The sequence below is a fragment of the Glycomyces sp. MUSA5-2 genome (genome assembly GCF_037034145.1).
Classification (GTDB): Bacteria; Actinomycetota; Actinomycetes; order Mycobacteriales; family Micromonosporaceae; genus Glycomyces; species Glycomyces artemisiae.
The window spans coordinates 335,583-355,776 of sequence record NZ_JBAGKG010000003.1; the positions used below are offsets into that span (position 1 = coordinate 335,583).

Annotated in this window: 21 protein-coding genes; 12 read left to right on the plus strand and 9 right to left on the minus strand. The window is 72.8% G+C overall.

The annotated features are described in order from the left end of the window. Positions 1-36: 36 nt before the first annotated feature. The 3 genes from WA640_RS11760 to WA640_RS11770 are packed head-to-tail and all read right to left on the minus strand — an operon-like array spanning position 37 to position 3,079. Complete coding sequence (locus WA640_RS11760; protein ID WP_335987838.1) at positions 37-693, minus strand: response regulator transcription factor; 657 nt, start codon at positions 691-693, stop codon at positions 37-39. Continuing rightward, entirely contained in the window at positions 690-1,649 is a 960-nt protein-coding gene (locus WA640_RS11765) for a sensor histidine kinase (RefSeq protein WP_335988268.1), read from the minus strand. The genes WA640_RS11760 and WA640_RS11765 overlap by 4 nt, the downstream gene beginning before the upstream one ends. Continuing rightward, the gene (locus WA640_RS11770) at positions 1,649-3,079 is read right to left on the minus strand and encodes a serine hydrolase domain-containing protein (RefSeq protein WP_335987839.1); all 1,431 of its coding nucleotides are present in this window, start codon (positions 3,077-3,079) and stop codon (positions 1,649-1,651) included. Before WA640_RS11770 ends, WA640_RS11765 begins: the two co-directional genes overlap by 1 nt. A 436-nt stretch (positions 3,080-3,515) precedes the next feature. On the opposite strand from WA640_RS11770, the gene WA640_RS11775 reads away from it, so the two are divergent. Together WA640_RS11775 and WA640_RS11780 are read left to right on the plus strand one after the other, a co-directional pair. Then, positions 3,516-3,686: a hypothetical protein gene (locus WA640_RS11775; RefSeq protein ID WP_181245727.1), complete on the plus strand. Its 171-nt coding sequence runs from the start codon at positions 3,516-3,518 to the stop codon at positions 3,684-3,686. A gap of 125 nt (positions 3,687-3,811) precedes the next feature. After that, positions 3,812-6,082 (plus strand): beta-L-arabinofuranosidase domain-containing protein, encoded by a 2,271-nt coding sequence (locus WA640_RS11780; RefSeq protein ID WP_335987840.1) that lies wholly within the window; start codon positions 3,812-3,814, stop codon positions 6,080-6,082. Here the strand turns inward: WA640_RS11780 and WA640_RS11785 are convergent. Next, positions 6,079-7,560, minus strand: a complete 1,482-nt coding sequence (locus WA640_RS11785; RefSeq protein ID WP_335987841.1) for a hypothetical protein — start codon at positions 7,558-7,560, stop codon at positions 6,079-6,081. The two genes, WA640_RS11780 and WA640_RS11785, sit on opposite strands and share 4 nt — an antisense overlap. 19 nt (positions 7,561-7,579) lie before the next feature. Continuing rightward, complete coding sequence (locus WA640_RS11790) at positions 7,580-8,095, minus strand: SigE family RNA polymerase sigma factor (RefSeq protein WP_335987843.1); 516 nt, start codon at positions 8,093-8,095, stop codon at positions 7,580-7,582. A gap of 210 nt (positions 8,096-8,305) precedes the next feature. Between WA640_RS11790 and WA640_RS11795 the strand changes: the two genes are divergently transcribed. Continuing rightward, positions 8,306-8,746: a YybH family protein gene (locus WA640_RS11795; protein WP_335987844.1), complete on the plus strand. Its 441-nt coding sequence runs from the start codon at positions 8,306-8,308 to the stop codon at positions 8,744-8,746. Positions 8,747-8,764: 18 nt separating this feature from the next. On the opposite strand, the gene WA640_RS11800 is transcribed toward WA640_RS11795, so the two are convergent. Next, the gene (locus WA640_RS11800) at positions 8,765-9,643 is read right to left on the minus strand and encodes a LysR substrate-binding domain-containing protein (RefSeq protein ID WP_335987845.1); all 879 of its coding nucleotides are present in this window, start codon (positions 9,641-9,643) and stop codon (positions 8,765-8,767) included. Positions 9,644-9,728: 85 nt separating this feature from the next. Between WA640_RS11800 and WA640_RS11805 the strand changes: the two genes are divergently transcribed. The 5 genes from WA640_RS11805 (at position 9,729) to WA640_RS11825 (ending at position 13,856) form a co-directional block, all read left to right on the plus strand. After that, on the plus strand, positions 9,729-10,190 hold the full coding sequence (locus tag WA640_RS11805) for a hypothetical protein (RefSeq protein WP_335987846.1): 462 nt from the start codon (positions 9,729-9,731) through the stop codon (positions 10,188-10,190). After that, the gene (locus tag WA640_RS11810; RefSeq protein ID WP_335987847.1) at positions 10,183-11,760 is read left to right on the plus strand and encodes a multicopper oxidase family protein; all 1,578 of its coding nucleotides are present in this window, start codon (positions 10,183-10,185) and stop codon (positions 11,758-11,760) included. The genes WA640_RS11805 and WA640_RS11810 overlap by 8 nt, the downstream gene beginning before the upstream one ends. A gap of 119 nt (positions 11,761-11,879) precedes the next feature. Continuing rightward, positions 11,880-12,407, plus strand: a complete 528-nt coding sequence (locus WA640_RS11815) for a DinB family protein (protein ID WP_335987848.1) — start codon at positions 11,880-11,882, stop codon at positions 12,405-12,407. A gap of 103 nt (positions 12,408-12,510) precedes the next feature. Beyond that, complete coding sequence (locus WA640_RS11820) at positions 12,511-13,128, plus strand: hypothetical protein (RefSeq protein ID WP_335987849.1); 618 nt, start codon at positions 12,511-12,513, stop codon at positions 13,126-13,128. Positions 13,129-13,238: 110 nt separating this feature from the next. Next, entirely contained in the window at positions 13,239-13,856 is a 618-nt protein-coding gene (locus WA640_RS11825) for a CatB-related O-acetyltransferase (protein WP_442904748.1), read from the plus strand. Here WA640_RS11825 and WA640_RS11830 read toward each other — a convergent pair. After that, the gene (locus tag WA640_RS11830) at positions 13,849-14,430 is read right to left on the minus strand and encodes an ankyrin repeat domain-containing protein (RefSeq protein WP_442904749.1); all 582 of its coding nucleotides are present in this window, start codon (positions 14,428-14,430) and stop codon (positions 13,849-13,851) included. The genes WA640_RS11825 and WA640_RS11830 overlap by 8 nt on opposite strands. 161 nt (positions 14,431-14,591) lie before the next feature. Continuing rightward, positions 14,592-15,164 (minus strand): GlcG/HbpS family heme-binding protein, encoded by a 573-nt coding sequence (locus WA640_RS11835; protein ID WP_335987852.1) that lies wholly within the window; start codon positions 15,162-15,164, stop codon positions 14,592-14,594. 212 nt (positions 15,165-15,376) lie between these two features. Here WA640_RS11835 and WA640_RS11840 point away from each other — a divergent pair, with 212 nt between their 5' ends. The 4 genes from WA640_RS11840 (at position 15,377) to WA640_RS11855 (ending at position 19,401) form a co-directional block, all read left to right on the plus strand. Further along, positions 15,377-16,543, plus strand: a complete 1,167-nt coding sequence (locus tag WA640_RS11840) for a sensor histidine kinase (RefSeq protein ID WP_335987853.1) — start codon at positions 15,377-15,379, stop codon at positions 16,541-16,543. Continuing rightward, complete coding sequence (locus WA640_RS11845; RefSeq protein ID WP_335987854.1) at positions 16,543-17,163, plus strand: response regulator transcription factor; 621 nt, start codon at positions 16,543-16,545, stop codon at positions 17,161-17,163. Before WA640_RS11840 ends, WA640_RS11845 begins: the two co-directional genes overlap by 1 nt. 78 nt (positions 17,164-17,241) lie before the next feature. Then, positions 17,242-18,030 (plus strand): SigB/SigF/SigG family RNA polymerase sigma factor, encoded by a 789-nt coding sequence (locus tag WA640_RS11850; protein ID WP_335987855.1) that lies wholly within the window; start codon positions 17,242-17,244, stop codon positions 18,028-18,030. A 105-nt stretch (positions 18,031-18,135) separates the two neighbouring features. After that, positions 18,136-19,401: a glucuronoxylanase gene (locus WA640_RS11855; RefSeq protein ID WP_335987856.1), complete on the plus strand. Its 1,266-nt coding sequence runs from the start codon at positions 18,136-18,138 to the stop codon at positions 19,399-19,401. Here WA640_RS11855 and WA640_RS11860 read toward each other — a convergent pair. After that, positions 19,398-20,171, minus strand: coding sequence for a class I SAM-dependent methyltransferase (locus WA640_RS11860; RefSeq protein ID WP_335987857.1), 774 nt, complete (start codon positions 20,169-20,171; stop codon positions 19,398-19,400). The two genes, WA640_RS11855 and WA640_RS11860, sit on opposite strands and share 4 nt — an antisense overlap. Positions 20,172-20,194: the final 23 nt, after the last annotated feature.

Genomic DNA, 20,194 nt, shown 5'->3' on the forward strand with positions numbered 1-20,194 from the left:
TCGCACGGCCCGCCGTTCGGTCGGCGGCGCTTCGCCTCAGGGGCGGGCCACCAGGCCCGCCTCGTAGGCGAGGATCGCGGCCTGGACCCGGTTGCGGAGGCCGAGCCGGGTGAAGATCGCGGTCATGTGGCCCTTGACCGTGCCCTCAGACATATAGAGCCGCTTGCCGATCTCGTGGTTGGACAAGCCCTCGCCGAGCAGTCCGAGCACCTCCTGCTCCCGCGGGGTCAGGCCCGCGATCCGCTCCTTCGCCGGGGTCGGCCGGGCGAAGCCCGCCGCGCCCATCTTCGCGATGACCCGGTGGGCGATCCTGGGGGAGAGGTACGCCGCGCCGTCGGCGACGGCCTTGATCCCGAAGATCAGCTCCCGGGGGTCGGCCGCCTTGAGCATGAACCCGCTCGCGCCCTCCCCGAGCGCGCGCATCACGTAGTCGTCCTCGTCGAACGTGGTCAGCATGACCACCGCGGTTCCCGCTGCGACGCTGCGGATCTCGGTCGCCGCCGAGAGCCCGTCGAGCCGCGGCATGCGGATGTCGAGGACCGCCACGTCGGGCCGGTGCGCCCGGACCATCTCGACGGCCTCGGCGCCGTCACCGGCCTCCGCGACCACCTCGATCCCCGGGTCGCTCGCCAGGATCGCGGCGACCCCGGCCCGGATCATGGCCTCGTCGTCGGCCAGCAGCACTCTGATCATCGATTCCCCTCCAACGGGATCCGGGCCTCGACGGCGAACCCGCCGCCGCGCCGCCCCGCACTGAACGACCCGCCCAGCAGCCGCACCCGCCCGGCCAGCGCCGCCAGCCCCGAGCCCCCGGGCTCCAGCCGCGGCGCCGCCGCGCCGCCCGAGTCCGACACCCGCACGAGCACCTCCGCGACCTCCCGCTCAACCAGCACCGCGACCGCCGCACCCGGAGCGTGCTTGGCGGCGTTGGTCAACGCCTCCTGCACGATCCGGTACACGGCCCGGTCCACGAGCGGCCCGAACGCCTCGGCGCCGCCTTCGAGCCGCACCTCAAGTCCGGCTTCAGCCGACCGCGCCACGAGGTCCCGCACCGGCTCGTCGACCGGGGCGACCGGCGCGGCCTCTTCTCGCAGCATGCCCAGGGACTGCCGGAGCCGGTCGGTGGCCTCGACCGCGTTGGCGCGCAGCGCGGCCGCGGCCTCCCGCCCGGCTTCGGACAGGTCCGGCGACAGTTCCAGGGCCCCGGCCCGCAGGGCGATGAGCGCGAGGTCGTGGCCGACCGAGTCGTGCAGGTCGGCGGCGATCCGGGCCCGCTCCAGGGCCTGGGCCCGCTCGGCCACGAGGTCGCGCTCGTGTTCGAGCCGCGCGGCCCGCTCCCGCTCGGCTTCGAGCAGTTCGACCTGCTGGCGGCGGTACCGGCCGCCGAACCACGGCAGCATCACGAACGCCCCCAGGACCAGGAACGCCGTGACGCCGTTGCCGCGGTCGACGATCATGACCGGCACCGTCAGCGCCGCGGCCGCGAGCAGCAGGGGCGCGCCGTACCGGAAGTCGAGGCGCCGCCCGTGCAGGTACGCGAGCAGGGCCAGCACCACGAAGACCGCCTGCCGCCATGCCGGGAGCTGCACGGTGTCGATCCCGTTCACCATCGCCGCGGCCGCGATGAGCGCCAGCCCTGCCCCGTACATCACGCCGCCGAGACTACCGACTTGAGCCGCACCGCCCGCGCGACCGCGACGGCGATCCCCGCCACGGCCGCGGCCAGGAGCGTCAGCGTGAGCGGCAGCGCGAAGTAGAACATCTGGTTCCACGGGATGGTGCGCCCACCCGAGATGAACGAGACGCCCGCCGGGAAGCCCGCGAACACGACCGCGGGGACGAGCACCGGCACCATCCGCAGCGCGGTCCGCCACGCCTTGCGCCCGGCCCGCTTCCCGGCCCAGCGGCGCGAGCGCACCACCCCGAGGACCCCGAGCCCGATCGCGGCCAGCGTCGCGAGCAGCAGCACCAGGTCGTAGACCTGCCCGCTGCTGGAAGGCTCCGCCGGGGTCCCGCCTTCGGTGATCGCGGCCAGGCCCTCCATGGCGCTCCAGGTGACGTCGCTGAGACCCGCGCCGGTGCTCATCACCGCGATCCCGTACCCGGTCTCGGGACTGATCCACTCGACCGCGTTGTAGGTCATGAGGTTCCCCGAGTGGGCCAGCGTCCCGTCGGACTCGACGCTCCAGCCCATCCCGTAGTCCTGGACGTCCGAGGCGGTGTGCATCGCGTCGAGCCCTGCGGCGCTGACGAGCTGCGTGCCCTCGCCGTTCTGGCTGATGAGCCACTTCCCCATGTCGGCGGCGCTGGTGATGATGCCGCCGCTGCCGGAGTCGTCGAGGAACCCGGGGGCCTCCTCGCGGGGGATCCAGACGCCGTACAGGGAGTTGTAGCCGAGGCCGGGCATGACGTCCTCGTCGCGGGTCGCGCTGTCCTCCATCCCGAGCGGCGTGAAGACCCGTTCGCGCATGAATTCGGCGAACGACTTCCCGGAGGCGACCTCGACGAGGCGGGCCGCGACGTTGAGGTTCGCGTTGCAGTAGGCCCAGTCGGTGCCAGGGTCGGCGGCGAGCGAGTCGTCGGCGAGGCGGGACACGTAGTCCTCCAAGGAGGCCGCGTCCTCAAGCTCGACGACGTCGATGCTCGTGTCACTGAACCCGGAGGTCTGGTCGAGGAGCTGGCGGACCGTCACCTCCCCGGCCCGCGGGTCGGCCATCTCGAATCCGGGGAGCTGGTCGGCGACGGGGGCGTCGAGGTCGATCGCGCCTTCCTCGACGAGGATCATGACGGCCATGGCGGTGAAGGACTTCGACACCGAGGCGACGCGCATCGGCGTGTGCTCGGTGACCGGGTCGCCGTTCGAGTCCTCCCCGTACCCGGCGGCGAAGACGGTCTCCCCGCCGCGCGTGACGACCGCGGACAGGCCCGGCACGTCGGTGGCCTCGACGAGGTCGGTCAGGTAGGCGTCGTACGCCTCTGGGTCGGGGGCGGTCTCGGCGTGCGCCGGGGAGGCCGGCGCGGCGGCCACTGCGGCGGCCGCGAATGCGGCGCCGATCAGCTTGAGGACCTTGGGTTTCACGTGGGTGGCTCCGTTCTGGACGAGTACCCGGTGAACGTTATTGCGGCCCTGACCTGCTGCCATCGGAAGAAAGTCCGGATCCGCCCCTGACGAAAGTCAGGGGTCGGCCGGTCACTCGCGGCCCGCCATGACAGCGTTTGCGAGGGATGTCCGCAATCGTCCCACCATGCAAGAACTCCTACCCCCCGGATGGGGTCGCTGGTATGGTCGAGCCATGCGAACCGCCGCACGACTCACCCGGCGGCGCGCCATCGACCAGATGGGCGCCGCGAGCGCCCTCTGTCGACCTCTGATGCGCTAGCCGGACGCGCGCTCAGCGCCGCCCGGCCGATCCCCGCCTCCCATGCGGACCCACCATTTCCGATCACGCGATGCCCGCACCCCGTCCCCACCGGACGGCCCCCGGGCCAGCCATCGACGAGGGAACACCGAGCCCATGCAGCACCGACCCGACCACGCGTTCAAGATGCGACACCCGTACCGCCGCAGGATCATCGCGGCCGCCGCCCTCGCATTGGCGGTCGCCGGACTCACCGCCGGCGTCGCCGACCACGCCACCGCCGCGACCCAGGACACCGCGGGCGACCACCTCGAACGACCGAGATAGCCGCCGGCTCACGAACCCGAGGCCTCCGTCTGGTGGGACGGGGGCCTTTCCTTGTGCACCGCGGCCGCGTCGCTCGGGTAGATTGGCAACGCAGGTTTACCGGTACACATCCAACGAGGGGCCCGATGCACGCCTTCCCGCTCACCCGAGTCACGCTGCTGGACGGCCCGTTCAAGCACGCCCTCCGCGCCGACCTCGCCTACGTCCTCGCCATGGACCCCGACCGCCTCCTCGCCCCGTTCCTGCGCGAAGCCGGGCTCGAACCCGCCGCCCCCAGCTACGGCAACTGGGAGGACTCCGGCCTCGACGGGCACATCGGCGGCCACTACCTCTCCGCGCTCGCCCTCCTCGCCGTCGCCACCGGCGAGCCCGAGCCCCGGGAGCGCCTGGACCGCATGGTCGCCGAACTCGCCCGCGCCCAGGACCACCTCGGCACCGGCTACGTCGGCGGCGTCCCCGGCGGCGCCGCGCTCTTCGAAGGGCTCCGCAACGGCGAAGGCGTGGGCACGCTCGGCTCCAGCGACCACTGGGTCCCCTGGTACAACCTGCACAAGACCTTCGCGGGCCTCATCGACGCCCACACCCTCCTCGGCCACGACAAGGCGCTCCACATCGTGCTGCGCCTCGCGGACTGGTGGCTCGACATCGCCGCCACCATCGGCGACGACGCGTTCGAGACCATGCTCGACACCGAGTTCGGCGGCATGAACGAGGCCTACGCCGACCTCGCCGCCATCACCGGCCGCACCGACTACGCCGACATGGCCCGCCGCTTCTCCCACCGCGCGATCCTGGACCCGCTCCTGGAGCGCCGCGACGACCTCACCGGCCGCCACGCCAACACCCAGATCCCCAAGGCCGTCGGCTACGCCGCCACCGCCGCCGTCACCGGTGACACCGACCTCGAAGCCGCCTCACGGTACTTCTGGCACCAGGTCGTCGAGCACCGCTCGGTCGCCCTGGGCGGCAACTCCGTCCGCGAGCACTTCCACGCCGCCGACGACTTCGCCGCCATGATCGAGGACCGCGAAGGCCCCGAGACCTGCAACACCTACAACATGCTCAAGCTGACCCGCCGCCTCGCCGCGGCGGGCCTCGAACCCGCCCACTTCGACTTCGCCGAGCGCGCCGTCTACAACCACCAGCTCGCCTCCCAGCACCCCGGCCACGGCGGCCTCGTCTACTTCACCTCCATGCGCCCGGGCCACTACCGCGTCTACTCCCAGCCGGAGACGAGCATGTGGTGCTGCGTCGGCACCGGCATCGAAGCCCAGGCCAAGTACGGCGAACTCGTCTTCGGCGAGCACGACGGCGCGCTGGCGGTCAACCTGTACCTCCCCGCGCGGCTCGACGCGCCCGAGTTCGGCGGCCGCGTCCGCATCGAGACCGCCTTCCCCGCAGAGGAAGCCGTCACCGTCGTCCTCGACCTGGACGAGCCGCGCGCGTTCGCGCTCCGCCTGCGCGTGCCCGGCTGGTCCGACGGCCTCGCCGACCTCGCGGTCAACGGCAAAGCAGTGCAAGCCGAAACCGTCCCGGGCGCCGTCCTCATCGAGCGGACCTGGCAGCCCGGCGACACCGTCGCCTTCCGGCTCCCGCTGCGGCTCAGCGCCGAACGGCTCCCCGACGGCTCGCCCTGGCAGGCTTACTTCGCCGGTCCCGTGCTCCTCGCCGCCCGCAACGGCGACAGCCGCCTGGACGGCCTCCTCGCCGACGACTCCCGCATGGGCCACGTCGCCCACGGTCCGCTCATGAGCCTCGGCGACGTGCCGATCGTCCCCGACCTGCCCGCCGCCGACGTCCTCGAACCCGAAGGGCCGCTCCGCTACCGGCTCGCCACGGCCGACCCGGCCGGCACCGTGGAACTGGAGCCGTTCCTCGGGCTCCACGACGCCCGGTACACCGTCTACTGGCCCGTCGCCGAGCCCGCGCGGATCGCCGAGCGCCGCGCCGCCCTCGCCGCCGCCGACCGCGACTCCCTGGCGCTCGACCGCACCACGGTCGACAAGGTCGCGTTCGGCGAGCAGCAGCCCGAGAGCGACCACGCCTTCCGCGGCCGGGACACGCAGGTCCACACCACCGCCGACGGCCGCCGCTCCCGCTCGACCACCGCGTCGATGGCCGTCACCTTCAAGGACCCGCAGGCCCAGGCCCAAGGGCTCCGCATCGGCTTCCGCCTCGACGGCCCCGCCGCCGTCGCGATCCGCCTCGGCGGCGTCCTCGTCGCCGAAGAGCGCTGGGACGGCGGCGGCGAGGCCTTCGACCTCGACTACCCCGTCCCCCGCGAGCTCGCGGCCGAGCCGCGCCCAGCCGCGCTCGACCTCGAACTCGCCGCCCTCGACGGCCTCCCGACCCCCGCGGTCACCACGGCCCGCCTGACGCGCTGGGCCGCGCCTTAGCGCTCGTACTCGGCCGGGTCGTACACGGGCGCGGGCAGCGCGGCGGTGAGTTCGACGAGGTCCTCCAGGGAGAGGTCCTCGATCTCGCCCTGGAAGCCGGTGGTGAGCGTGACCGCCCATCCCGCGGGGTCGAAGGCCACGATCTCGTAGGAATGGTGATCGCCGACGCTGAAGACGCCGGTGGCGACGGTGCGGCCGTCGACTTCGGTCTCCTCGCAGTCGTCGTCCTTGTCGCCTTCGCAGCTCAGCAGGTACGGCTCGGGTCCGGTAGTCTCCGGCGCCAGGCCGGGGAGCCAGCCCCCCGGGAGCGTGTACGTGACGTCGACGCCGACCGGGACATCGGCCTCGTCGGCGATCGGCAGTGTGAAGGCGCCTTCGTAGACGCGCAGGACCGACCCTTCGGCGTCCCCGCGTTGGCCTGCCGCCGCATCGTGCTGCTCGACCCCCGGGTGCAGCGCGTCGAGCTTGTCCTCGACCTCGTCCATGGTGGATTTCGCGTCGTCGTGGGCCTCGAATGGCCACGACCCGTCCCGGGGCCAGCCGGGCGGGATGTCCAGCAGCTCGTCGACCGGCACGAGTTCGCTGGTGTCGTACTCGATCTGCGGCATCGCGAGCATCGCGTCCTTGAGGTCCTCGACGTCCATCTCGCGGCCCTGGTCCTCGCAGTCGAGGTCCCATGAGGACCGCAGTGCGGAGCCGTTGGGGTACACGACGGCGGCCTCCAAGGCGCAGCCGTGGTCGGCGACCATGAGGGTGCGGCCGTCGTCGAGCTCCTCGGTGGTGAACTCGGGCGCCTCGCCGGTCCAGGACGCCTCGTCGGAGATGAGGTGCTGCGGGAACGCGACGTCGCCGGTCGGCCCGGGCTCGGCGGTCCAGCCGCCCGGAGCGAGCGCGTTCACGGTGAACGAGGACCGCTCGGCCTCCTCGTCGCCGTCGCGGGAGACGAGGCCGCGCAGGTAGACCTGGCCGGAGTTGCCGGTGTCGGTCCAGGGTCCGAACTGGAGCGGCAGGTCGTGGTAGCCGAGTTCGCTGAGCGCGCCGTAGTAGCCGGTGCCCTCGCCCATCGCGTCCCGGATCTCGTCGTCGGAGGGCCGGTCGTATTCGAGCTGGTCCTCATCGAGGAAACCGGAGTCGACCGCGAGGTCGCCGAAGGCGTCGCGCAGGGCCTCGTCGAGTTCCGGCTGGCGCCGGTCCCAGGTGTCGGCGGCCGGGCCGAGGTACCCGGCCATCGCCGGGTCGAAGCCGAGCGGGGCCCCGGCCGGGAACTCCTGGCGGCCGGGGACGCCGCCCAGGGAGAAGACGAGGACGGCCGCCAGGCAGGCGATCGCGGCGGTCGCGGAGCCGAGGGCGGCGCGGGAGCGGCGGCGGGCGCGGTAGCCCGCCTTCACGACCGCGTCGAGGTCGAGGGGCGCGTCTTCGGCGCCGGTGTCGGGGCGGGCCCGCCGGAGCAGGGTCGCGGTGTCGTCGTGCTGGTCCATCGGTTGCACTTCCCTTCGTTCAGGCCCTGACGGGTTCGGATTCGGATTCGGCGAGGAGGCCGCGCATCTTCGCGAGGCCCTTCGCGCACTGGCTCTTCACGGTCCCGGTGGTGCACCCCATGGCCGCGGCGGTGTCCTCGATGGACAGGTCCTCCCAGTAGCGGAGCACGAGCGTCGCCCGCTGGCGCGGCGGCAGCCGGTCGAGCGCCGCGACGACCGCGAGCCGCTCGTCCACGCCCTCCTGCGGGTGGTCGGCAGGCAGGTCGGGGAGGTCGTCTCCGATGCGCTCGCGCCTGACCCAGGCGAGGCGCCGGTGGGACAGGTAGGTGTTGACGACGATCTTGCGCACGTACGCGGGGGCACCGACCGGGTCGACGCGCCGCCACACCGCGAACGCCTTCGCGAGGGCCTTCTGCACGATGTCGTCGGCCTCGAACCAGTCGCCCGACAGCAGGTACGCCTGCCTGCGCAGGTTGCCGCGATGGGCCGAGGCGAACGACCGGAACTCGGCCTCTTGCTGCTCCTTGCTCTTCACTGGGCCTCTCTCGAACGACGGGTGCGGGCGGGCCGGGCCCCGTCGCGGTGGTGGATGCGGGGGCCCCTGCGATGTACATAGGCGGGCGGGGGCGCGCGGGGTTGCCCGGAATCGCGACGTGTTCCAGGTCTCCGTCCCGGGCTGTCACACTCGGGACGGCTGCCCCGTCATAGTTTCGGACACAGTCGACCGAAGGAAGGGAACGAGACGATGGACATGCAGCGTGAGGCGGACGGGACGGCGATCCGGGGGCTGTTCGGATCGATCGTGGAGGGGTTGCGCGCCAAGGACCTCGACGCGATCGGGCGGCTGTACTCGGAGGACGTCGTGTCCTTCGACGTCGAGCCGCCGCTCCAGCACGTCGGGATCGACGCGAAGCTGAAGAACTGGGCGAACGTCTTCGCCGTGTTCGCCGAAGTGGACTACGAGCTGCGGGACCTGCGGCTCACCGTGGACGAGTCGATCGCGTTCGCGCACGGCTTCGGGCGGCTCAGCGGGAAGCTGAAGAACGGCGCCGTCGCCGAGGGCATGTGGGTGCGGGCGACGTTCTGCCTCGCGAAGTCGGCGGAGGAGTGGCGGATCGTGCACGACCAGGTGTCGGTGCCGTTCGACATCGCCACCGGCAAGGGAGTGGCCGACTTGGAGCCGTAGGGGAGTCGCCGAACCGGCTCAGTGCCCGGCCCACTGCCATTCGAGGATCTGCGCCCGCATGAGACGGGCCGCGGCGGACAGGCGGTCGCCGTCGGTCCAGTGGAGACTGAGGGTGCGGTGGCAGTGAGGGTCGTCGATGGCCGCCCACGCGACCTCCGGGGTCGTCCAGGTGACGCGGGCGATCGCGGGGAACAGGCACACGCCGATGCCGGAGCTGACGAGCACGAACGTGGCGGCGGTCTCGTCGGTCTCGCAGACGATCCGCGGCTCGCGGTTGCGGTCGGCGAACAGCCGGTCGAGGAGGCGGCGCTGCCATAGACCGGGCCGGGTCGTGACGAACGGCTCGTCGGCGAGGTCGTCGGGGGACACGCGCCCCGCGGAGGCGAGGCGGTGGCCGGGCGGGGTCGCGAGCCAGACCGGTTCGACCGCGACCACGGCCGACTCGGTGCCGGGAGCGGCGACCGGCTGCGAGGCCAGGCACAGGTCCACCTCCTGCGCGAGCAGGGCCCGCTCCATCTCGGCGGGCGCCATCTGATGGAGGTGCAGCTCGACCTCGGGGTGCGCGGCGGTGAACGCCGCGATCGGGCCGGTCAGCGGCAGGAACGTCTCCGAGGCCAGGCGCACGCTGCCCGCGCCGCCGCTGAGGGACTCGGCGACCGCGCGGCGCCCGGCCTCCAGTTCGCCGACGGCCCGCTCGACGTGGTCGCGGAAGAGGCGGCCGGTGTCGTTGAGCTGCAAGCGACCCGCGCGGTCGAACAGGGGCGCGCCGAGCTCGGCTTCGAGGCGGGCGATGCTCCGGCTCAACGAAGGCTGGGCCACGCGCAGCTCGGCGGCGGCGCCGCTGAGGTGCTCCAGGCGGGCGACCGCCAGGAACTGGCGCAGGGTGTTCAGGTCCACGAGTGCTCCTCATGCCGTTCGAATCATAACATCATAGCGATATTGGTCTTTGAAGTATTAACCGCATCGTCATAACGTTGGCGGCATGCAACGAGAACTGACGATCGACGCCCCGGCCGCGGCCCCCGCGACGCCGGAGCCGCCGGCGGAGCGGACCGCGGCCAGCGGCTGGGTCCTGCGGGGCGTGTCGACCGCGTACCTGGTCGCCGGGTTCGCGCAGCCGGTGTTCGCCGGGGTGTACCTGAGCGGCGACTTCGACGGCCTCGCCTGGCACATGCGCGGCGCGGACCTGGTGTCCTACATAGCGATCGCACACCTCGTCACCGCAGGCGTCGTGTGGGCGAGAGCGCGCCGGGCCTGGCCGTTCTGGGCCTCGCTGGCGCTCGTGACGGGCGTGACCGCGCAGTACTTCGCGGGGATGTGGGGCGAGCTGTGGCTGCACTTCCCGCTCGGCGTGGCCCTGGTCGCCGGGATCGCCGGGATGTTCGCGGCGGTGTGGCGGCGCCCGCTTCCCAGGCGCCGCAAGGAGGTCCGGTCCGATGGGTGAGTGGAGCCTGCCGGTCTCGCGGCGCCGGGCGCTGGCGATCGGCGCCGGGATCGGGGCGGTCGCCGCGGGCGGGCTGGCCCTGTCCGCCGGGTGGGCCCGCCGCCCCGCCGAGACCGGGGACCAGCTGCGCAGCGCCGTGCCGCTGCCCGAGCCGTTCACGGTGCCGCTGCCGGTCCCACCCGTGCTCGCGCCCGTCGAGTCCACTGCGGACGGCGACCGGTACGAAATGGTGCAGCAGGAGATCGACGCGGAGATCATCCCCGGGTTCGCGACGCGGCTGTGGACCTACGACGGCGTCTTCCCCGGCCCGACGATCGAGTCGCGGCGCGGAAGGCACACCACTGTCCTGCACCGCAACGAACTCCCGGTCCCCACGGTGCTCCACCTCCACGGCGGCCGCACCCCCGCGGCCTCCGACGGCTACCCGACCGACCTCGTGCTCCCCGACGCCTGGACCGGCCACGCGGGACACAGCATGGCCGACGACCGCGCCGCGGTGTCGAACGTGCAGCGCGAGTACGGGTTCCCGCTCGACCAGCGCGCGGCGATGCTCTGGTACCACGACCACCGCATGGACTTCACCGCCCCGGCGATCTGGCGCGGCCTCGCCGGGCTCCACTTCGTGCGCGACGACGTGGAGGACGCCCTCGACCTGCCGCGCGGCGACCGTGAACTGCCGCTCATGATCGCCGACCGGGCCTTCGACGAGGACGGCCAGCTCGCCTACCCCGCAGTCGACCCGAGCCTCACCGGCGAGCACGGCGTCACCGGGCCCTACCTCGCCGGAGTCCTCGGAGACGTGGTCCTCGTCAACGGCGCGCCCTGGCCCGAGCACGAGGTGGACACCGGCCTGTACCGGCTGCGGGTCCTCAACGGCTCCAACGCGAGGCACTACGAGCTCGAAGCCGTGGCCGACGACGGCGGCACCGTGCCGCTGGTGCAGATCGGCGCCGACCAGGGCCTCCTCGCCGCGCCCGTACGCCACGAGCGGCTGCCGATCGCGCCCGCCGAACGCTACGACCTGCTCGTCGACTTCGGCGGCCTGCCCGTCGGTTCGACTGTGCGCCTGCGGAACCGGCTCGGGAGCGGCGGCACCGCCGACATCATGCGGTTCCGCATCGCCCGCGAAGGCGCCGCCGCCGCGATCCCCGAGACCCTCGCCGACGACCTCCCCGAGTGGGATCGTTCGGAGGCGGCCGTGGTCCGCGACCTCGCGTTCCGGGCGGGCCGCATGGACGACGGGCGGCACGGCTGGCTCATCGACGGCCTCCCGTTCGACCCGGCCCGCACCGACGTCACGGCCCGCCTCGGCGACGTCGAGGTGTGGCGGCTCGTCGCCGACGTGCACCACCCCGTCCACCTGCACCTCGTGGGCTTCCGGGTCCTCTCGCGCGGCGGCGGGGCGCCGCTGGCGCACGACGCCGGGCTCAAGGACACGATCTCGCTGCGCCCCGGCGAGTCGGCCGAGATCATCACCCGCTTCGACGGCTACCGGGGCCGGTACCTCTTCCACTGCCACAACGCCGAGCACGAGGACATGGGCATGATGGCGAACCTGGAGATCGTCTGACCCGGACCCAGGGGCGGCACCGGCACCGCCTGAGCCACCACCCGAACCGGGACGCCGCCCCGCGCGGCGCCCCGGTTTTCCCGTTTGCCGCAACCGTTCCCGCATGCGAGGATCGGCGGATGTCCGACGCTGAACCGACCGACCGCATCGGCCTGCTCCGCTGGCAGTTCGACCTCACCTGGGCCCTGTTCGAGTACCACCTCGAACGCCTCGAAGACGAGGACTTCCTCTGGGAGCCCGCCGCCGAGACCTGGACCCTCCACCCCGTCGCCGACGGCTGGGAGCCCGACTGGGCCGACACCGAGCCCGACCCCGTCCCGGTCCCCACCATCGCCTGGCTCACCTGGCACATCGGCTGGTGGTGGACCACCGCCACCGCGCACGTCCGGGGCCGCGCCCCGCGCGACCGCGCCGACGTCAAATGGCCCGGCCCCGCCGCCGGCGCCGAATGGCTCCGCGGCCACCGCGACGACTGGCTCGCGGCCCTCGACGCCCTCGCCGACGCCGACCTCGACGCGCCCTCCGCGTACCCCTGGCCCGGCGACGCCGGACTCACCGTCGCCCACCTCGCGGCCTGGGTCAACGCCGAGCTCATGAAGAACGCCGCCGAGATCGGCCAGCTCCGCCTCGTCCGCGCCGCCGCCTGAATCCGTGGGGCGGATGGCACACTCTGGGGATTCTGGGGAGCCCGCGCCCTCGTAGAGTCGTCATCAGCAACCCAGCGACACATTCAAGCGGAGGATGAGCACCATGAGCGAATACGACGTGACCCCGGACGAGACCGACGCCGGCGTCGAGGACGAGTACACGACCGAGGACGAGAGTCTCGGCGGCCTCCCCGGCGTCACGGTCGAGGAGACCTTCGACCTCGACGGCGACGGCTACGCCGACAGCACCATCACCGCCGACGGCGTCACCTACATCGACTCGGACGGCGACGGCCAGGCCGACGGCATCGCGGTCGACTACGACGGCGACGGCGTCTCCGACGAGCTCCTCGTCGACATGGACGGCGACGGCAGCTTCGAGACCGCCGTCTACGACACCGACGGCGACGGCGTCGCCGACACCTTCGAGTCCGACACGGACGGCGACGGCGTCGTGGACCAGGTCTCCTACGACACCGACGGCGACGGCTACGTCAACCAGGTCGTCACGGACACGAACGGCGACGGCTACGCCGACGTCGTGGCCACCGACTACGACGGCGACGGCCTCGTCGACGAGATCGAGATCGACTCGGACGGCGACGGCGCCTCGGACACGACCCTCATCGACTCCGACGGCGACGGCTTCCTCGACACCGTCTACACCGAGACCACCCCCGAGGGCGACTCCTTCCAGTCCCAGACCGGGCAGGTCATCTAACCCTTCCGGCCACGCGCCGGAACCGCTTGAATCCCGGGGGCCGCACCCGCGGCCCCCGGGGCCCGCCGAGAGGACCCGAATTGATCCCCGACCCCACCGTCCTGCACCCGATGGCCGGACAGCCGCGCGTCGTGTTCCTGAAGCCGCTCATCGAATCCGAGAAGATCGAGGTCGGCGACTACACGTACTACGACGACCCCGACGCGGCCACGGAGTTCGAGGAGCGGAACGTCCTCTACGCGTACGGCCCGGAGAAGCTGCGCATCGGCCGGTACTGCGCGCTGGCGACGGGCACGCGGTTCATCATGGCCGGGGCCGACCACCCGATGGTCGGGGTCTCGACGTTCCCGTTCGCGATCTTCGGCGGCGACTGGACCGAGTCGACGCTCGACATCGTCATGAACGTGGAGAGCCGCGGCGACACCACCGTCGGCAACGACGTCTGGCTGGGCTACAACACCACCGTGATGCCCGGCGTGACCATCGGCGACGGCGCGATCATCGCGAGCGGCGCCGTCGTCACCGCCGACGTCCCGCCTTACACCATCGTGGGCGGCAACCCCGCCAAGCCGATCCGCAAGCGGTTCAGCGACGAGGAGATCGAGCTGCTGCTGCGCGCCGCGTGGTGGGACTGGCCCGTCGAGCTCGTCACCGAGCACGCCCGCACGATCATGTCGGGCACGCCCGCCGACGTCTTCGCGATCGCCGAGGCGAACGGCCTCACCTGACGTTCGCCAGTAGATCCGCGATGACCTCGTAGCCGCGATCGCGCGCATGGTCGAGTGCGGTGCGGCCGTTGCGGTCCCGGATCGCGGCGTCCGCGCCCGCGTCGAGGAGCAGCGCGACGATCTCCTGGTGCGGCTCGCCGCCGTCGCCGAGCGCGACGGCTTCGAGCAGCGCCGTCCAGCCGTTGTAGTTGACGCGGTCGACGACCGCGGCGATGTCCGTGGCCGCCAGGACCTCCCGCACGTAGTCGGCGTGGCCGCGCTCCGCGGCCGGGTGCAGCGGGCTGCCGCCGCGCCGGTTCGGGACCTCCAGGTCCGGGGCCGCCGGGAGGATCGCCCGCATCATCGCGACCGACCCGGTGACGCCGCACGTCACCCACGGCGTGTCCCCGAGGTCGTCGCGCGCGTCCGGGTCCGCGCCATGCGCGACGAGGACCCGCGCCGCTTCGACCCGGTCGGCGAGCGCCGCGAGCATGAGCGGCCCGCGACCCTCCTCGTCGCGCACCTCGACTTCCGCGCCCAGGCCCAGCAGCCGGGCCGCCTCGTCGGCGTCCCCGGCGTCGGCGGCTGCCAGCAGCCCGCGGTTCCAGTCCTCGACGTCCCCGGGTGCGGGCCGCGCGGAGCGCCGCGTCTCCTCGACCGACCGATGGCGCGGCTCGGGGACCAGCGCGCAGGCCGCCAGCGAACCGGCTCCGGCCGCGAGCACGAGCCTGCGCCCGATCCCCTTGCGCGCCTTCACTAGCTGTCCAGGTCTTCGAGGGCCGCGAGGCCGGCGAGGGCGATCTCCTCGTCGATGTCGCCGCTGGGGGCGCCGCCGACGCCGATGCCCGCGATCGGGGCGCCGTCGTAGGTCACGGGCACGCCGCCCGCGAGGAACAGAGTCCCGGGGATGTCGGCGATCGTGGCGCCGTTGCCCTTGGCCGCGTTCGTCAGGTCGCTGGTGGCCTGGCCCCACGACACCGCGGTGTACGCCTTGGCCTCGGCCGAGTCGGGGCTCTGCGGGCCCGCGCCGTCGCCCTTGACCATGGCGATCGTGTTGCCGTTGCGGTCGACGATCGCGACGGTGACGCGCTGGTCGAGCTCGGCGGCCTTGTCCTGGGCGGCGTCGAGGACGGCGAGGGCCGCTTCGTGGGTGAGGGCGTTCGCGCCGCGAACGCCGCCGTCCTGGACCTCGGCGACCGCGACGGCCTCGATCGGCTCGGCCTCGGCGACCGGCGCGGCGTAGGCGCTCGCGCCGACGATGCCGCCGACGACGGCGAGTCCGGCCACGGCCCCGACGGCCAGGCGCTTGCGGAGGTTGATCGCGTTCATTGGTGCTCCTTCGGTTCTCGCGGCGGCGGTTCCGCCGCGGCACTCGGCCAAGTCTTCGGCCGCGGGCACCCTGGTGCATCGAGCGGCGGTTCTATCCCGTCTCCATCCTTTGATCGATGCGGCCGTCGGACCCGCCGGGCATCCTTGCAGCGAAGCGCCCGCGGCCGGGCGCGCGCGGGCCTACGCTGGCCCCCGGGGAGGAGGAAGGGGCCGTGGGAGAGCGCTCCTGGCTGAACGGCGCTATGCACGCCGGGTTCTTCCTGCTGCTCGCCGCCTCCGCCGCGCGCGTGGTCGCCCGGCACGAGCTCACCGACCGGCTGACGGTCGCGGCCCTCGCGGTGGCCGCGCTCCTCGCGCTGCTCTACGGCGCGGGCGTGGTCCTGTGGCGGCGGCTCGGGCCCGCACTGCCGGTGTGGCTCGGCCTCGTCATCGGCGTGGCCGTCGCGCTGGTGCTCCTGGCGCCCTCGTTCGCGTGGTGCGCCGTCCCCCTGTACTTCCTGTGCCTGCGGCTGCTCCCGACCATCGGCGTCGTCAACGCCGCAGTGCTGCTCACCGCGGCCGTCGTCGTCGGGCAACTGCGCATCGCGAAGGTGGCCGACCCGAGCCTGGTGCTCGCGCCGATCGGCATCGCCGCCGTCATCACCGCCGTGTTCTGGGCCCTCCAGTACGAGATCCGGCAGCGCCAGCGCCTCATCGACGACCTCGTGGCCGCCCGCGACTCCCTCGCGGCCTCCCAGCTGCGCGCCGGGGCGCTCGAAGAGCGCGGCCGCCTCGCCCGCGAGATCCACGACACGCTCGCGCAGGGGCTCTCCAGCATCAGCATGCTGCTCCAGGCCGCCGACCGGTCCTGGGGCACCGACCGTTCCCGGGCCCTCGCCGCTCAAGCCGCCGCGGTCGCCGACGAGAACCTGGCCGAGGCCCGCCGCTTCGTCCGCGACCTCACCCCCGCGCGGCTCGAAGGCCGCAGCCTCGCCGACGCGCTCCGCGACCTGTGCGCCGACACCGAGCGCCGCGCGGGCCTGCGCACCGTCTTCCGCGAGGAGGGCGAGCCCGCCGGGACCGGCGAGGCCGCCGCCGCGGTCCTCCTGCGCGTCGCCCAAGGGGCGCTTGCCAACACCGTCGAGCACTCGGCCGCCTCCGAAGCGGTCGTGACGCTCTCGCACCTGGGCGACGCCGTCGCCCTCGACGTGCGCGACGACGGCCGCGGCTTCGACCCCGACGACCTCGACCCTGACGGCGCCGCCGCGTCCGGCCGCGGGTTCGGCCTGCCGGGAATGCGCGAGCGCCTCGCGCGGGTAGGCGGGAGCCTCGCGGTCGAGTCCCGTCCCGGCGAGGGCACCGCGCTCGCCGCGTCCGTCCCGCTCGGTGAGGAGCCGTGATGCGCCTGTTCCTGGTCGACGACCACCCCGTGGTCCGGGCGGGCCTGGCCGCGCTGGTCGACGGCGAGCCCGACATGGAGGTCGTCGGGGAGGCCGCCGACGCGGCCGCCGCGCTGCGCGGCATCCGCGGGTGCGCGCCCGACGTGGTGCTCATGGACCTCCAGCTCGGCGGCGGCCCCGACGGGTTCGCCGTCGCCGAGGAGGTCGCGAGGCTCCCCGACGCTCCGCGGGTGCTCGTCCTGACCACGTACGAGTCGGACGCCGACGTGCGCCGCGCCGTCGCGGCCGGCGCCACCGGGTACCTGCTCAAGGCCTGCCCGCCCGAGGAGCTGTTCGCGGCGATCCGCGCGGCCGCCCGCGGGGAGTCGTCCCTGTCGCCCAAGGTCGCCGCGCGCGTGATGGACCAGGCCAGGTCCGGTCGCCCGGCGCTGACGGCCCGCGAGTCCGAGATCGTGGGCCTCCTCGCCGAGGGCCTGGGGAACCGGCAGATCGCGCAGCGCCTGTTCGTCACCGAGGCCACCGTCAAGACCCACCTGGTCCACATCTTCGCGAAGCTCGGCGTGGACTCGCGGACCGCGGCCGTCGCTGCCGCCGTCCAGCAGGGTCTGATCCGGCGCTGACCTGGGATTCGGTTCGTGTCCCTGACATGGGCACCCTGCCGTTATACGCTCGGGTGACGATCGGGGGCGGTGGCCGACGTGGCACCAGGACAGCACGATTCGGGGCGCGCGGACTACCGCGGACTCGCCCCGCTCTTCACGGAAATGGCCGGACTTGAAGCGGACGACCCGCGCCGCGCGGAGCTCCGCGAGCGGCTGATCACCGGGCACCTGCCGCTCGCCGAGCACATCGCGCAGCGCTTCTCCGGCAAGGGCATCGTCAAGGACGACCTCCTCCAGGTCGCATCGATCGGGCTCATCCACGCCGTCGACCGCTTCGACCCGTCCCTCGGCAGCGAGTTCCTGTCGTACGCCGTCCCCACGATGATGGGGGAGGTGCGGCGCTGCTTCCGCGACACCGCGTGGCCGATGCGCGTGCCGCGCCGCCTCCAGGAGCTGCGCCTCGCCATCAACCGGGCCGCCGGGGACCTCGCGCAGGAGCTGGGTCGCCCCGCCACGTGCGCCGACCTCGCCGCGCATCTCGGGCTCACCGAGGCGGAGGTGGACGAGGGGCTCGAAGCGCGCCAGGCGTACTGGTCGGTCTCGCTCGACGAGCCCGAGTACCGCGACCCGGGCCGTGCGCCGCTGTGCGAGACCATCGGCGCCGAGGACGTCGCGCTCGCACTCGTGGAGGACCACGAGGCGCTGCTGCCGCTGCTGTCCGACCTGCCCGAGCGCGAGCGCCGCATCCTGGCGCTGCGGTTCTTCGAGGAGAAGACCCAGGCCCAGATCGGCGAGGAGATCGGCATCTCGCAGATGCACGTCTCGCGGCTCCTCAAAGGCGTGCTCGAAGAGCTCCGGGAGCGGCTGGAGACCGCGCCGCGGTGAACGCTGAAGATCGGAAGTTTCAGCGGACTTCCGGCCTTTTAAATCGAAACATTTCGATGTATTGTGATCGGGAACATTTGGAACTTCCAACCTCCTGGAGGAACGATGGCATCCCGCTCCGACGACGCCCGCGCCCCGCGCCTGGGCCGCCGCTCCCTGCTCACACTGGGAGCGCTTCCGATCATCGGCGCCCCCCTCGTCGCCGACGCGGCCTCCGCGCAGACCACGGTCCTCATCCAGCCCTCCATCGGGCAGCAGACGATCCAGGGCTTCGGGGGGATGAACCACACGGTGTGGATCAGCGACCTCACCGCGGCCCAGCGGGACACGGCGTTCGGCAACGGCGCGGGGCAGCTCGGCTTCTCGATCCTGCGCATCCCCGTCCACGAGGACCGCAGCAACTGGAGCCGCGAGGTCGCCACCGCCCAGCGCGCGGTCGCCCTGGGCGCCAAGGTGCTCGCCTCCCCGTGGAACCCGCCCGCGTCCATGACCGAGACCTTCTCGGGCGGCAAGCGCCTGCGCTACGACCAGTACGGGGCCTACGCCCAGCACCTCAACGACTTCGTCGTCTTCATGCGCAACAACGGGGTCGAGCTCTACGCGATCTCCGTCCAGAACGAGCCGGACTACGCGCACGACTGGACCGCGTGGACCGCGGCCGAGATCGTCCGCTTCCTCAAGGAGAACTCCGGGGTCATCAGCACCCGCGTGATGGCGCCGGAGTCATTCCAGTACCGCAAGAACCTCTCCGACCCGATCCTCAACGACGCCGCCGCGCTCGCCAACATGGACATCCTCGGCGCGCACCTGTACGGGACGCAGCCCGCGGACTTCCCCTACCCGCTGTTCCAGCAGAAGGGTGCGGGCAAGGAGCTGTGGATGTCGGAGGTGTACTACCCCAACTCCAGCGACTCGGCCGACCTGTGGCCCGGCGCCCTCGACGTGGGCGAGCACGTGCACCGCGCGCTGGTGAACGGCCGCTTCCAGGCCTACATCTGGTGGTACATCCGCCGCGGGTACGGGCCGATGCGCGAGGACGGCCAGATCAGCAAGCGCGGCGCCAACCTCGCCCACTACTCGAAGTGGGTCCGGCCGGGCTACCAGCGGATCACCGCGACCGCGAACCCGCAGTCGGGCGTCTACATCTCCGCGTTCAAGAGCGGGTCCAGGATCGTCATCGTCGCCGTCAACAAGAACGCCTCGGCCGTGTACCTCCCCTTCACCCTCGAAGGCGGCGGCACGGGCTCCTTCGCGACCTGGGTGACCACGTCGAGCCAGACCCTCGCGGCCTCCAACGCGGTCCCGATGACCAACGGCTCCTTCGGCTCCCAGCTCCCCGCGCAGAGCATCCGCACCTACGTCCTGAACTAGTCCCCGCGCGCGAGCACCGCCAGGTACTCGTGGTGCCCGCGGAGCATCCCGGCGTCTCCGGCATGGTCGGCGGCGAGGTCCAGCGCCTCGCCGCCGGCCACGATGGCCTTGAGGACCAGTCCGGTCCCTTCGAGGAGCAGCATCAGGTCCGCGGGGCTGTAGCAGCGCAGCCGCTGGGTGATCACCCGCTCGGGCTCGGCCGCGTCCCACCACGAGTCGACCGCGACGGCCGCGACCGGGTCGTACGCCATGCGCTGGCGCAGCTCGTGCCGGTAGCCCCGCTCGGGCGCCGGGTGGAGGGCCTCGGTGTCGCCGTCCCAGCGGGCCCAGACGAGGGGGTTGCACACGTCGACGAGCGCGTTCCCTTCGGGTGCGAGCCATCCGGCGATGCGGCGCAGGAGCCTGCGCTGGTCCGCGTCGGTGCCGATGCCGAACCCGTTCCAGTACGTGACGGCGTCGAACGGCCCTGCGACGGCGACGTCGTAGAAGTCCCCGCGCACGACCTCCAGCCGCCCGCCGCTCCGGGCGGCATGGGCCTCGGCGTAGTCGGCGCGGTCGCTCAGCTCGACGGCCGCGACCCGGTGGCCCGCTTCGGCGAACGCCGCCGCGGTGTTCCCGTAGCCGCACCCGAGTTCGAGGACCCGGTGCGGGCCCGGCCCGCAGATCGCCTCGAACCGCGCGACCCTCGCGCGGTCGCGCTCGCCCACCGCCGATTCGGCCTCGCCCCACCACCGGCCGGTGCGCGAGTAGAAGTCCTTCGCCCATTCCATGAGGCGAGGTTAGGAAGCCCTGG

Bases quoted from the DNA above. Each gene is read 5' to 3' on its own strand.
- WA640_RS11760 (WP_335987838.1), bottom strand. From the start codon at position 693: ATGATCAGAGTGCTGCTGGCCGACGACGAGGCCATGATCCGGGCCGGG.
- WA640_RS11765 (WP_335988268.1), bottom strand. From the start codon at position 1,649: ATGTACGGGGCAGGGCTGGCGCTCATCGCGGCCGCGGCGATGGTGAAC.
- WA640_RS11775 (WP_181245727.1), top strand. From the start codon at position 3,516: ATGCAGCACCGACCCGACCACGCGTTCAAGATGCGACACCCGTACCGC.
- WA640_RS11780 (WP_335987840.1), top strand. From the start codon at position 3,812: ATGCACGCCTTCCCGCTCACCCGAGTCACGCTGCTGGACGGCCCGTTC.
- WA640_RS11785 (WP_335987841.1), bottom strand. From the start codon at position 7,560: ATGGACCAGCACGACGACACCGCGACCCTGCTCCGGCGGGCCCGCCCC.
- WA640_RS11795 (WP_335987844.1), top strand. From the start codon at position 8,306: ATGGACATGCAGCGTGAGGCGGACGGGACGGCGATCCGGGGGCTGTTC.
- WA640_RS11805 (WP_335987846.1), top strand. From the start codon at position 9,729: ATGCAACGAGAACTGACGATCGACGCCCCGGCCGCGGCCCCCGCGACG.
- WA640_RS11810 (WP_335987847.1), top strand. From the start codon at position 10,183: ATGGGTGAGTGGAGCCTGCCGGTCTCGCGGCGCCGGGCGCTGGCGATC.
- WA640_RS11815 (WP_335987848.1), top strand. From the start codon at position 11,880: ATGTCCGACGCTGAACCGACCGACCGCATCGGCCTGCTCCGCTGGCAG.
- WA640_RS11820 (WP_335987849.1), top strand. From the start codon at position 12,511: ATGAGCGAATACGACGTGACCCCGGACGAGACCGACGCCGGCGTCGAG.
- WA640_RS11825 (WP_442904748.1), top strand. From the start codon at position 13,239: ATGGCCGGACAGCCGCGCGTCGTGTTCCTGAAGCCGCTCATCGAATCC.
- WA640_RS11835 (WP_335987852.1), bottom strand. From the start codon at position 15,164: ATGAACGCGATCAACCTCCGCAAGCGCCTGGCCGTCGGGGCCGTGGCC.
- WA640_RS11845 (WP_335987854.1), top strand. From the start codon at position 16,543: ATGCGCCTGTTCCTGGTCGACGACCACCCCGTGGTCCGGGCGGGCCTG.
- WA640_RS11855 (WP_335987856.1), top strand. From the start codon at position 18,136: ATGGCATCCCGCTCCGACGACGCCCGCGCCCCGCGCCTGGGCCGCCGC.
- WA640_RS11860 (WP_335987857.1), bottom strand. From the start codon at position 20,171: ATGGAATGGGCGAAGGACTTCTACTCGCGCACCGGCCGGTGGTGGGGC.